At 70.1% G+C, this 11896-nt stretch carries 14 protein-coding genes; 11 read left to right on the forward strand and 3 right to left on the reverse strand.

The genetic code is table 11. From position 1 onward, the window contains the following. The first annotated feature begins 115 nt into the window (after positions 1-115). Together MLJ35_RS07965 and MLJ35_RS07970 are read left to right on the forward strand one after the other, a co-directional pair. Entirely contained in the window at positions 116-1498 is a 1383-nt protein-coding gene (locus tag MLJ35_RS07965) for a rhodanese-like domain-containing protein (protein WP_243383880.1), read from the forward strand. A gap of 120 nt (positions 1499-1618) precedes the next feature. Then, positions 1619-2038, forward strand: a complete 420-nt coding sequence (locus tag MLJ35_RS07970; RefSeq protein ID WP_243322715.1) for a hemerythrin domain-containing protein — start codon at positions 1619-1621, stop codon at positions 2036-2038. 7 nt (positions 2039-2045) lie between these two features. On the opposite strand, the gene MLJ35_RS07975 is transcribed toward MLJ35_RS07970, so the two are convergent. Continuing rightward, complete coding sequence (locus MLJ35_RS07975) at positions 2046-3005, reverse strand: hypothetical protein (protein ID WP_243383881.1); 960 nt, start codon at positions 3003-3005, stop codon at positions 2046-2048. An 89-nt stretch (positions 3006-3094) separates the two neighbouring features. Here MLJ35_RS07975 and gmhA point away from each other — a divergent pair, with 89 nt between their 5' ends. The 5 genes from gmhA to pip are packed head-to-tail and all read left to right on the forward strand — an operon-like array spanning position 3095 to position 7434. Continuing rightward, positions 3095-3658, forward strand: a complete 564-nt coding sequence (gene gmhA / locus MLJ35_RS07980) for a D-sedoheptulose 7-phosphate isomerase (RefSeq protein WP_243322711.1) — start codon at positions 3095-3097, stop codon at positions 3656-3658. A 9-nt stretch (positions 3659-3667) separates the two neighbouring features. Beyond that, positions 3668-4399 (forward strand): DUF4124 domain-containing protein, encoded by a 732-nt coding sequence (locus MLJ35_RS07985; RefSeq protein ID WP_243383882.1) that lies wholly within the window; start codon positions 3668-3670, stop codon positions 4397-4399. Further along, positions 4389-5579, forward strand: coding sequence for a coproporphyrinogen-III oxidase family protein (locus tag MLJ35_RS07990; RefSeq protein WP_243383883.1), 1191 nt, complete (start codon positions 4389-4391; stop codon positions 5577-5579). The genes MLJ35_RS07985 and MLJ35_RS07990 overlap by 11 nt, the downstream gene beginning before the upstream one ends. Then, positions 5576-6463: a DMT family transporter gene (locus MLJ35_RS07995; protein WP_243383884.1), complete on the forward strand. Its 888-nt coding sequence runs from the start codon at positions 5576-5578 to the stop codon at positions 6461-6463. The genes MLJ35_RS07990 and MLJ35_RS07995 overlap by 4 nt, the downstream gene beginning before the upstream one ends. Positions 6464-6471: 8 nt before the next feature. After that, the gene (pip, locus tag MLJ35_RS08000; protein WP_243383885.1) at positions 6472-7434 is read left to right on the forward strand and encodes a prolyl aminopeptidase; all 963 of its coding nucleotides are present in this window, start codon (positions 6472-6474) and stop codon (positions 7432-7434) included. A 30-nt stretch (positions 7435-7464) separates the two neighbouring features. Here the strand turns inward: pip and MLJ35_RS08005 are convergent, their stop codons facing one another. Further along, a complete protein-coding gene (locus MLJ35_RS08005; protein WP_243383886.1) occupies positions 7465-8367 on the reverse strand; it encodes a LysR family transcriptional regulator in 903 nt (300 codons plus the stop codon). A gap of 111 nt (positions 8368-8478) precedes the next feature. Between MLJ35_RS08005 and MLJ35_RS08010 the strand changes: the two genes are divergently transcribed. Genes MLJ35_RS08010 through MLJ35_RS08020 form a run of 3 tightly spaced genes read left to right on the forward strand, consistent with a single transcriptional unit; the run spans position 8479 to position 10607 of the window. Beyond that, on the forward strand, positions 8479-8784 hold the full coding sequence (locus MLJ35_RS08010; RefSeq protein ID WP_243383887.1) for an HPF/RaiA family ribosome-associated protein: 306 nt from the start codon (positions 8479-8481) through the stop codon (positions 8782-8784). Positions 8785-8798: 14 nt separating this feature from the next. Continuing rightward, the gene (locus MLJ35_RS08015; RefSeq protein ID WP_243383888.1) at positions 8799-9659 is read left to right on the forward strand and encodes a M48 family metalloprotease; all 861 of its coding nucleotides are present in this window, start codon (positions 8799-8801) and stop codon (positions 9657-9659) included. Between the two features lie 39 nt (positions 9660-9698). After that, a complete protein-coding gene (locus MLJ35_RS08020; RefSeq protein WP_275976463.1) occupies positions 9699-10607 on the forward strand; it encodes a TerC family protein in 909 nt (302 codons plus the stop codon). A gap of 20 nt (positions 10608-10627) precedes the next feature. On the opposite strand, the gene MLJ35_RS08025 is transcribed toward MLJ35_RS08020, so the two are convergent. Beyond that, positions 10628-11284 (reverse strand): DedA family protein, encoded by a 657-nt coding sequence (locus MLJ35_RS08025; protein WP_243383890.1) that lies wholly within the window; start codon positions 11282-11284, stop codon positions 10628-10630. Between the two features lie 47 nt (positions 11285-11331). Between MLJ35_RS08025 and smpB the strand changes: the two genes are divergently transcribed. Continuing rightward, entirely contained in the window at positions 11332-11787 is a 456-nt protein-coding gene (gene smpB, locus MLJ35_RS08030) for an SsrA-binding protein SmpB (protein ID WP_243322695.1), read from the forward strand. The last annotated feature ends 109 nt before the right edge of the window (positions 11788-11896 follow it).

Consider the following 11896-nt stretch of genomic DNA (forward strand, 5'->3'; position numbering starts at 1 on the left):
CATTGAACACTTGTAGAAACCCGCCATCGGACTGTCCGTAGATCTGCGTCACACATTTCTTGATGCATCGATCATGAATCCTCAGACTTCGCTTACCCCTGCCTGAGGAGCCTGCATGAATTCCGTCCCCTTTCTCCGCGCCGCCAGCCTCCTGGCCGCCGCTTCCTGCCTGTTGGCCGCCGAGCCCGCTGCGGCCCAAAAGCCGGCTTCCGCGAAGATCTGCACCACCTGCCACACCACCGCCGCCGACAACCTCCGCGGCAACTTCGACAACCTCGCCCTCAAGAACAATTCCTTCCAGCTCAAGCTCGACGAGCGCACGGAAGTGCTGCGGTTCGACAAGGCCTCGCTGAAGGTGGTCACCCCCGAGCCCGCCGCCAACGCGGAAGCGGCCCTCAAGTCCATCGCCAAGGGCCACGAGGTGCGCGTTCAGTTCACCGAGAAGGACGGCGTGAAGACCGCCGTGGCGGTGTTCGCCAAGCCTCCCGTCAAGCTGGCCGCCAGCGAGACCATCACGCTCGACGAGCTCCAGAAGCTGGTGGTCCTGGGCCCCGAGAAAGGAAAGTATTTCCTCTTCGACTCGCGCCCGGCGCCACGCTTCATGGAAGGCGCCATCCCCACGGCCGTGAACCTGCCCTTCCCCGCCTTCGACAAGAACGTGGCCAAGCTGCCGGCCGACAAGGGCGCGCTGGTGATCTTCTACTGCAGCGGGAAGACCTGCAACATGAGCCCCGGATCGCTCGCCAAGGCCAAGAAGCTGGGCTACACGAACGCCAAGGTGTTCATCGACGGCATGCCCGCCTGGACGAAGAAGGCCTACGGCGTGCTGAGCCCGGCTTCCATGAAGGTCGCGTTCCTCGACACGCAGACGCCGCTCGTGATCCTCGACACCCGTCCCGCCGCTGAAGCCTCCAAGGGCTTCATCAAGGGCGCCGTGGCCGCGGATCCCGCGAAGACGGCCGACCTGCTCCAGACCTTCCCCTCCGCCAAGCTCAAGCCCCCGGTGGTGGTGGTGGATGAGACCGGCGGCGACGCGGCGAAGGCCGTGGCCTCCGACCTGGTCAAGGCCGGCTATGTGGGCGTGAACGTCCTCACCGGCGGGTTCAAGGCCTGGCAGGCTGCGTCGATGCCGGTGGAGACGGGAACGTTGGCCACCAAGGCCGCCTTCGTGCCCAAGCCCCGCCCCGGCGCCATCGCCCCGGCGGAGTTCACCAGGCTCGCGAACCTCGCTCCCGCCGAGCGTGGCGCGGTGATCCTGGACGTCAGGAACCTCGACGAGACGAAGAACGGCATCATCAAGGGTGCCCTCACCGTCCCCGAACCCCAGCTTCTGGCCCGGCTGGCCGAGGTCCCCAAGGGCCAGAAGGTGATCTGCCACTGCTCCACGGGCATCCGTGCCGAGCTGGCCTACCACCTGCTGAAGGAGAAGGGCTACGACGTGCAGTTCCTCCCCACGGAGATCACCATCATCGACAGCGGCGAGTTCACCCTCGACTGAATCCCCTCGCCATCATAAAAAAGGCCGGTCCCGTGACCGGCCTTTTTTATGCCAGCCACCCCCAAGCAACACTCAAGTCTGGCCCGACTCGGCCGATAGCATGGGGCATGAGGGTCTGCCATGGACGCCAGCCTTGCCCCCTATCACCACCACCACCAGGAGCTGCGACGCCTGGCGCGCGAGCATGAGGCCCGCCTGGCCCCGGCCCTGGTGCGAAGCCATCCGGACCTCTGCCTGGCCGGCGCGCAGGCCCTCCTCGTCACGGTCAAGGCCCACGTGTCCATGGAGAACACCGTCCTGTATCCGGCGCTGCTGGAAGCCATGGACCCCGACATCCAGGCCACCGCGAGAGGGCTGGAGGCGGGCCTGGGCGAGCTGAAGACCCGGCTGCGCCAGTTCAGCCACCACTGGCCCAGCGCCGAAGCCATCCGGCTGGCACCGGAGGCCTTCATCGAGACGTCCAGGGACCTGCTCCAGGTCCTCCGCCGGCGAATCGACCTGGAGGAAGCCCGGCTGTTCCCCCTCGTGGAACGGGCCTAGCCTCGGGTCAATTCTCGGAAACGGGCCTCGCGCGCGGCACGCGCCAGCGGCTGCGCTGCGCGGGATCGGCCATGCCCCCGGTGTGGCAGGCTTTGCAGGCCTCCAGATGGGTGTTCTGGTTCCGCCAGTAGGCCCGGGCCTCGCCGCCGGTCTCCTGCCGGCGGTCGATGGGCACCTGGGGCCAGTAGAACGTGAGCGCGGGCATCTCGCCCCTCATCTCCAGGGCGTAGAGCGGGCCGGGTTCGGTGCCGGGGCGGCCCCAGCGGTCCTCCAGGGTGCTGAGCACCACCAGGGAGCCCGGCGGCAGGGGGTTGCCGGCCCGGTAGGCGGAGGCGGCGGCGGGATTGGCCCAGGCGCGGATCCACCGGCCGCCGTGAGCGGGAGACTTGACGGGCTCCGCGTGGATGGCCTCGAGGGAGGCATAGTCCAGGGCCCGCACGGGAGCCTGGGCTTCGGGATCCGCCGGCGGCGCGGGGGGCGCCTGGACGACCTTCGCGGGCGAGGGGGCAACGGGCCGGCCGGGATGGGCCAGGGCATAGCCGGAATACCCGGTCGCCAGGAGGGCGCCGGACCAGGCGAGGCCCAGCAGCAGCGCGAGGAGGCCCAGGCTCTGGTGATCCTTCCGCGGGCGGTTCATGGACCAGAGCGCGGGGACCGAGAGGAGCGCCGCGGCGGTGGCGATCACCGCATGGCGGAACAGCAGGGCATCCGCTCCCAGGCCCGAGGCCGGCAGGGGGAAGATCCGCCCGGCGGGAATCAGCGCCGACAGGCGGCCCAGCGCGGGGCCGCTGACCAGCGCGGCGATCAGCCCCAGCAGGCCGACCCAGCCCAGGTACCGGCACACCGTCCACCAGGGGCGCATGCCGCGTCCGGCGCGCTGGGAGGCGAACAGCGCCCAGGGCAGGAGCAATCCGGTCGCCACCGGGAGGTGGGCCAGCAGGGCGTGTTTGAGGGCAATCCATTCCATGGGACCCACGCTCGGAAGGGGCAAGACTCCCCGCAGTCTGCCAGTGTCTGGGAAATCCTGGGAGTGGAATTCCTGTCACAATCGGCGGCATGAAGCAGATCCTCCTCCAGCACGTCCAGGAGTCCGTCCAGCTCAAGCAGGCCTTTTTCACCCGGGAGATGGACCACCTCCTCGCCCAGGCTGACGACATGGCCGAGCGCCTGCGCCGCGGCGGCCGCATCCTCGTCTGCGGCAATGGGGGCAGCGCCGCCGACGCCCAGCACCTGGCCGCGGAGCTGAGCGGGCGCTACCTGAAGGAGCGGCGCGCCCTCGCGGGCATCGCCCTCACCACCGACACATCGGCCCTCACGGCCATCGGGAACGACTACGGCTTCGACCAGGTCTTCTCCCGCCAGGTGGAGGCCCTGGGCCGGCCTGGCGACCTGCTCATCGGCATCAGCACCAGCGGCAACAGCCCCAATGTCATCCGGGCCGCGGCCTCCGCGAAGGAGCTGGGCGTGCGCACCCTGGGCCTGCTGGGCCGCGACGGCGGCAAGCTGGCGGGCCTGATGGACGACGCCCTCGTGGTGCCCTCCACCGTGACGGCGCGCATTCAGGAGATCCACCAGATGATCTACCACTTCTGGTGCGAGGCCCTTGATGCCCAGTTCTGAGCGTGACGGATGATCACCGCTGCGGGACTGCTCGTCTTGGCCCTCCTGGGCCAGCCTTCGCGAACCTACTACTGGCGCGATGCCGGCGGGCAGACCCACATCACCAATACGCCGCCGCCGGCCGACGCGGAGATCCTGGAACCCCCGCCCCCGCCCGCGGTGGAGCCGGGTCGCCTCCGTCCTGCCCAGGCTGGTTCCCAGAACCTGGTCCCCCGCGGGTACCGGCAGGTGACCCTCACTCCCGCCCAGAAACAGGCCTGGGAGGCCCTGGACCAGCACCTGCTCCGGGCCCGGATCGCCAACGACCGCCGCACCCTCGAAGCCGTCACCGATTCCCTCATCCACGACTGCCTCTGGGGCAATGGCCTGTGGGCCATGCCCCTGGTGCCGCTCCTGGCGCTGGCGCTCATGGTCCTCATGGGCTGGTGGCTGGCCCTGGGGCTGAGCACCGCGCTCCGCCTCCCGGTGGTGGGCGGGTTCCTGATCCTGGGCCTCGCCTTCGGCCACCTGCTCTTGAACGTCTTCCTCTACCACCCCCAGGCGGCCCGCCTCCAGCAGAACCTCGAACTCCTCGAGCTCCACATGGGCGGGCGGATCCCCCGGCCCGAACGCCACGCGTTCCTGCTGCAGCGGTATCAGGCTCTGGAACGAACCGCGGAGCCCACCCAGGCTCCCTGGCGCTTCCCGAAGGAGATCCGGGCCCTGCGGGAGGCTGTGAAGCAGGTGATGGTTGACCCCTGACCTTCCGCCCCCCCTGGCGGAGAGGCTGCCGGCGCTCAGGGCCGCCGCGCACGGGGAGCCGCTCGGGCTCTACCTGCACATTCCCTTCTGCCTGGACCGCTGCACCTACTGTTCCTTCGCCACCACCCGGGATCGCGACCTCCAGCCGGCCACGATCCGGCGCCTGACGGCCCAGGTCCGGGCCTGGGGCGAGGCCCTGGAGCGGCCCGCGGTGGACACGCTCTACCTGGGCGGGGGCACCCCCTCCCTGCTCTCCCCGGGGGAACTGGCGGCGCTCACGGCCGCCCTCCGCGACGCCTTCGACCTCTCCCCCCTCGTGGAAGCCACCTTCGAAGCCAACCCCGGCACCGTGGATCTGGGTTGGCTCCAGGGGGCACGGGATCTTGGCTGGGATCGTGTGAGCCTCGGTGTGCAGGCCCTGGATGACGCCCTGCTCGCCCGGCTGGGGCGAATTCACGGGGCGGCGCAGGCTCTCGAGGCGCTGGGGCTGGCCGAGCAGGTTGGTTTCCGGCGGCGCAGCGCGGACCTCATGGTGGGCATCCCTGGACAGTCGCTGTCCAAAGTCATCGAAGATGCCCGCGCCCTCGCCGCCACAGGCATCGACCACCTGAGCATCTACCTGCTGGACCTGGACAAAGCCTGCCCCCTGCGGGCCGAGATCGACGCCGGCCGGCTCGCCTTGCCCTCCGAGGACGAGGTGGCGGACGTGTTCGAGGCCCTCCAGGCCGAACTTCCGCCGCTGGGCCTGGTGCCCTACGAGATCAGCAACTACGCCCGCCCCGGCGGCGAGTCCATCCACAACACCCGCTACTGGGAGCGCCGCCCCTACCTGGGCCTGGGCCCCAGCGCCGCCTCGCAGATGGGCGCCTTCCGCTGGACGGAGACCTCCGTCATCCCCGCCTGGACCCAAGGACGCGGCCGCCTGGACTTCCAGGAGCTGGGCGCCGCCGAAGCCCTGGCCGAGATCCCCCTGCTGGGCCTGCGCCTTCACCGCGGCGTGGACTGGGGGGCTCTGAGGCAGAAGGCGGGGGACCTGAACCTGCGGCCCCTGGCGGATGGGTGGGAGGCGCGGCTGCGGGCCCTCGCGATGGAAGGCCTCACAGTCTGGGAAGGCGACCGGGTGCGCCTCAGCCCCCGCGGCATGCTCATGAGCAACGGCATCCTGGAGATGTTCGTATGACGTACCTCGGCGAAAGCGCCGCCCTGCTCACCTCCGCGTGCTGGGCCCTCAACTCCGTCTGCTTCACCATCGCGGGCCGGCGAGTGGGGTCCGCCAGCGTGAACCTGGTGCGGCTGCTCATGGCCTGGGCCCTGCTGCTCCTGCTGCACCTCGTCCTCTACGGCCAAGTCTTCCCCTGGCAGGCGGGGGCGGTGCGCCTGGGCTGGCTGGGGGTGTCGGGCCTCATCGGCTTCGCCGTGGGCGACGCGGTGCTCTTCGAGGCCTTCGTCGTCATCGGGGCGCGGCTGGCCATGCTGCTCATGACCCTCTCGCCCATCTTCAGTGCTCTCTTGGCCTGGCTGTTCCTGGGCCAGAGCCTGAACCTCCCGAAGGTCCTGGCCATGGCCGTCACCCTGGGCGGCATCGCGTGGGTGGTGTGGGATGGCGGTGATCGCGAGCCCCATCCCCACCTCTGGCGCGGCGTGGCGCTCGGCGTCGGTGGCGCCCTGGGCCAGTCCGTGGGCCTCCTCTTCAGCCTGAAGGGCCTGGCAGGCGGCTTCCCGCCCATCTCCGCCAACCTCATCCGGGTGACCGCGGGCCTGGGCGCCCTGCTGCTCTACTTCGGCGCCAGGGACCGTCTGGGCGGAACCCTGGGGGGCTTCCGCGACGGCCGGGCCACCGCCTACATCGGCCTGGGCGCGGTCACCGGCCCCGTGCTGGGCGTGGTGCTGTCGCTGGTGGCCATCGCCCGGGCCCCCATGGGCGTCGCCGCCACGCTCATGTCCCTGTCGCCGGTCCTCCTGCTGCCTGTCTCCCGTTTCGCGTTCAAGGAGAAGGTGGGCTGGCATGCCATTCTGGGGACGCTGCTGGCCTTGGCGGGCGCGGCGGCGCTCTTCTTCGTGTAGGAGTCCCGATGTCGCTGCGCAAGGATCCCGTCAGCTGGCTCTACCCGCCCATCGAGCCCACCCGGGCGCTGCGCCTGAAGGTGTCGGACCTGCACGAGCTGCATGTGGAGGAGAGCGGCAACCCCCAGGGCAAGCCCGTCATCTTCCTCCACGGCGGGCCCGGCGGCGGCACCAGCCCCAAGCACCGGCGCTACTTCGACCCGGAGACGTACCGCATCATCCTCTTCGACCAGCGCGGCTGCGGGCAGAGCACGCCCTACGCCGAGGTGCGCGAGAACGGCACCTGGGACCTGGTGGCAGACATCGAGCGCATCCGCGTGGAGCTGGGCCTCGAGCGCTGGATGGTCTTCGGGGGCTCCTGGGGCGCCACCATGGGCCTGGCCTACGCCGAGACGCATCCCGGGCGCGTCACCGAGCTGATCCTCCGCGGCGTCTTCCTGCTGCGCCAGCGCGAGGTGGACTGGCTCTACCAGGAGGGCGCCAGCCGCATCTTCCCCGACGCCTGGGAGCCCTACCGCGACGCCATCCCCGAGGCCGAGCGCGGCGACTTCCTGCAGGCCTATGCGAAGCGCCTGCTCAGTGACGACCCGGCCGTGAACCTGCCCGCCGCCAAGGCCTGGAGCATCTGGGAGGGGGCCACCAGCAAGCTCATCCCCGATCCCGACTTCATCGCCTCCTACGGCGACGAGGCCACCACGCTGGCCTTCGCCCGCATCGAGTGCAGCTACTTCCTGAACAAAGGCTGGATGGACGAGGCCCAGCTGCTGCGCGATGCGGGGAGGCTCAAGGGCATCCCCGGCGCCATCGTCCAGGGACGCTACGACATGGTCTGCCCCATCGAGAGCGCCTGGGCCCTGTCGAAGGCCTGGCCCGAGGCCGACCTCGTCATCGTCCCCGACGCCGGCCACAGCGCCTACGAGCCCGGCATCTCCCGGGCTCTGGTGGCGGCGACGGACCGATTCGCCGGCTGAGGCTCCGGATCCCGCCTCCCCCAGCGCGGGTCAGGCGGGGAAGACCTCCTCTTTGGCGTTCTTCAGGATGGCGACCACGGCCGGATGCACCAGCCGCCGCGCGGCGCTGATGGCGTAGACGCGCTCCTGCAGGCCCTCCAGGCCGCAGACCCGCCGGACGCCGTAGCTGCGGCAGACCTCCTCCGCCAGCGCCGCGGGCGCCGTGAAAAAGCCCTCCCCCTCCGCGCCGAAGGTCTTCAGGAGCGCGCTGTCGTCGAAGTCCCCCGCCACCACGGGCCTCAGGCCCTGGCGCTCGAACCAGGCGTCCAGGTCCCGGCGGAGCGCGGTACCCTCCGCTGGCAGGAGGAGGGGCGCGCCGTCCAGGGCCGCGGGGAAGGCCCCCCGGTGGCGCTTGAGGAGGCCGGGCGCCGCGAAGAGGTCCACCCCGCAGACCCCCAGGAGGTGGTTGAAGGCACGGGGCGCGGTCCTCGGAGGACAGGGCACGTCGGACAGCACCAGGTCCACCTCGTGGGCCAGGAGCGCCTGCACCAGCTCGCCCAGGCGGTCCTCCCGGCAGGAGAGCCTCAGGGGCTCCTCGAGGCCCAGGGCCGGCCGGAGGAGCCGGTGGACCATGAGCTTGGGCAGCACGTCCGAGACGCCCACGACGAGCCGCAGCGGCCGCCCCGTGGGCCGGCCCTTGAGCTCGTTCTGGAACTCCCGTCCCAGCGTGAAGATCTCGTCGGCGTAGCGGTAGGCGAGGCGACCGGCCTCGGTGAGCCGGAGGCGGCGCCCGTCCTTCTCGAAGAGCCGCTCCTCCAGGCGCTCCTCCAGCTGGCGGATTTGGGTGCTGAGGGCGGGCTGGCTGACGCTCAGCTCCTCGGCGGCCGCGCGCACCGAGCCCAGGCGGGCCACCGTCCAGAAGTAGAGGAGATGGTGGTAGTTCAGCCAGGCCATGCCGGAAATATATCCAGAAAATGAAACTATTTTTTATAAATTATAAATTTGATGAAACTTATTCCAGGCCGCATCTTGTCCCTGCGCCCACGGGCGCCAGGGAGGAGGACGATGAGGATCGAGGTTCGAAGCTCCGGATTCACCACCAGCGAGGCGCTCCGCGCCCACCTGGAGCGGCGGCTCGGGAGCGCCATCGCCCGCCGGGCCGACGGGATCCTGCGGCTGGTGGTGCGGATGCGCGACGAGAACGGGCCGCGGGGCGGCCTGGACAAGCGCTGCCGGATCGAGTTCGAGCTGCGCGGCGGCCCCCGCCAGGTGGTGGAGGCGGTGGCCGGAGACTTCTACGCCGCCGTTGACGCCGCGTCCCGGCGGCTGGGCCGCGCCGTGGACCGCGCCCTGGACCGGCCCCTCGGTTGACCGGAGGAGACCCCATGAACCGCCTGAAGACCTTCTTGCTGCTCAGCCTGGTCACCGCGCTGCTGGTGGCCTTCGGCGCCCGGATGGGCACGGGCTGGTTGACCCTCGCCATCGCCGCGGCCTTCGCGCTGAACCTGGGCGCCTACTTCTGGAGCCACAAGCTGGTGCTGCGGATGCAGGGCGCCGAGGAGATGCCCGAGGAGGAGATGCCCTGGCTCCACCGTGAGGTGGCCCAGCTGGCCGCCGAGGCGGGCATCCCCAAGCCCCGGGTCTACGTGATCCCGGACGACGCCCCGAACGCCTTCGCCACGGGGCGGAATCCCGAGCACGGCGTGGTGGCCTTCACCGAGGGGATCCTGAGGACGATGCCGCGCCGGGAGCTGCGCGGGGTCATCGCCCACGAGCTCAGCCACATCGTGCACCGCGACATCCTGGTGGCCACGGTGGCGGCCGCCCTGGCCGGAGCAGTGAGCCTGCTGGCCCACGGGGTGCAGTGGGGCGCCCTGCTCGGCGGCGGACGGGAGGACGAGGAGGGCGGAAGCCCGCTGGGGGGCCTGCTGTTCGCGCTGCTGGCGCCCCTCGGCGCCTCGCTGATCCAGTTCGCCATCTCCCGATCCCGGGAGTACCTGGCTGACGAGGGCGCGGCGCGGCTCACGGGCGACCCGGAGGGGCTGGCCCTGGCGCTGCTGAGGCTCGGCCGGGGGCAGGATCCCGAGCGGCAGGGGCCTACGGCCGAGCCCGCGACCGCCAGCTTGATGATCGCCAGTCCCTTCGCCGGCGGCGGACTCCTGCGCTGGTTCAGCACCCACCCCCCAATCGAGGACCGGGTGGCCCGCCTGCGGGCCATGGCTCCGATCCGCCATCGCGCCGCCTAGGCCAAAGGAGACGACGTGGAATCCATCGGTTCGTTCTGGATGTGGGCCGGCTTCCTGGCCTTCGTCCTCGGGATGCTGGCCTTGGACCTGGGGGTGTTCCACCGCCGGGCCCACGCCGTCTCGGTGAAGGAGGCGGCCATCTGGAGCGCGGTGTGGGTGGCCCTCGCCCTGGCCTTCAATGGCCTCCTCTGGGCCGGCTTCGGCGCGGAGCGGGGCATGGCCTTCCTCACCGGCTACCTCATCGAGAAGGCCCTCAGCGTGGACAACATCTTCGTCTTCGTGCTGATCTTCGGCGCCTTCTCCGTGCCCACCACCTACCAGCACCGGGTGCTGTTCTGGGGCATCCTGGGCGCCCTGCTCATGCGGGCCGTCTTCGTCGCCCTCGGCTCGGCCCTGATCGCCAGCTTCCACTGGGTGATCTACTTGTTCGGCGCCTTCCTGATGGTCACCGGCCTCAAGATGCTGCTGCTCCGGGACCAGACCTTCGATCCCCGCGCCAATCCGGTGTTCAGGCTGTTCCGCCGGCTGGTGCCGGCGGTGGAGGGCTACCACGGGCCCGCCTTCACGGTGGTCCAGGGCGGCCGCCGGTTCGCCACCCCGCTGCTTATGGTGCTGGTGGCCGTGGAGCTGACCGACCTGGTGTTCGCGGTGGACAGCGTGCCGGCCATCTTCGCGGTGACCCAGGACCCGTTCATCGTGTTCACCTCGAACATCTTCGCCATGCTCGGCCTGCGCTCGCTGTACTTCCTGCTCGCCGGGGTGGTGGGGAAGTTCCATCTCCTCAAGGTCGGCCTCAGCCTGGTGCTGGTCTTCGTCGGCGCCAAGATGCTCCTCTCCGAGGTCTACAAGGTTCCCGTCGTCTGGAGCCTCGGGGTGATCGCCGGCCTGATCGGCGGCGCCATGCTGGCCTCCAGGCTGTTCCCGCGCCGCGAGGCGGAGGCCCGGTGAGCCTTGCGATCCCGGCGGCCTCAGCCCTTGGACCGGTGCTTGAGGTGGTCGTACACGAACCACGCCACGCCCGCCACGAGGAGCGCGCCGATGACGGCGTCGAGCTTGTGGAAGTACTGGCCCAGGGTGTTCCACTTCTCGCCAAGCTTGTAGCCGACCCAGGCCAGTCCCAGGCACCAGGGGAGGCTGCCCACGAAGGTGTAGAGGTGGAAGCGGGTGCGGTTCATGCGGGCGATGCCGGCGGGCAGGGCGATGAAGGTGCGCACCACGGGCAGCAGGCGGCCGATGATGATGGCCTCTGAGCCGAAGCGCTCGAAGAAGCGGTGGGCCTGGTCCAGGTGGCCCGTGTGCAGCCAGATGTATTTGCCGTACTTCTCGATGGCGCGCCGGCCGCCCCAGGCGCCCACCTCGTAGGCGGGAATGCTGCCCAGGTTGCAACCCAGGGCGCCGAAGATCCCGGCGATCCAGATCTGCCCCGCGGGGCTGCCGGCGCCGATGCCCAGGAAGGTGAGCTTGCCCTGGAAGGCCAGGTAGCCCGCGAAGGGCATGATGACCTCGCTGGGCAGGGGGATGCAGGCGCTCTCGATGGCCATGAGCAGCATGACGCCCAGGGGCCCCATGGCGGCCATGAGGGCCACCATCCAGGCGATGATCGGGGCGAGGAGCTTCTGCAGCATGGCGGCGTCCCAAAAGGACGAGTGTACCGGGCGGATAGACTGGGGTCATGTCCGAAGACCTCGTCCGCAACCGCAAAGCCCTGCACAACTACCACGTCCTGGAGACCTGGGAGGCGGGGATCGCCCTGCAGGGTACGGAGGTGAAGGCCCTGCGGGCGGGCCTGGGCCAGCTCCAGGACGCCTACGTGGACGCCGTGGCCGGGGAGCTGTGGCTCAAGCAGGCCCACATCTCGCCCTACGAGTTCGGCACCTACGCCAACCACGACCCGCTGCGCCCCCGCAAGCTGCTGCTGCACAAGGCCGAGATCACCAAGATGACCGCCAAGGTCGTCCGCAAGGGCCTCACCATCATCCCCCTGGCCATCTACCTGAATGAAAAGGGAACGATCAAGGTCAAGGTGGCCCTGGCCGAGGGCAAGGCCGTGGGCGACAAGCGCGAGGCCCTGAAGGCCCGCGAACAGAAGCGCGAGATGGATCGCATCCGCAAGGGCGCCCGGGAGTAGGCGCCAGAGAATTTTAATGGAGGTGCCGGTCCCCTGCCCGGGGGACGCAGTTTCCCGTGCCCGGCCCGCAGCGCGGAACGACACTGGGCCCGGTGAAGTCCCCTCCGCG

The sequence above is a fragment of the Geothrix alkalitolerans genome (assembly GCF_022808885.1).
Lineage (GTDB): Bacteria > Acidobacteriota > Holophagae > Holophagales > Holophagaceae > Geothrix > Geothrix alkalitolerans.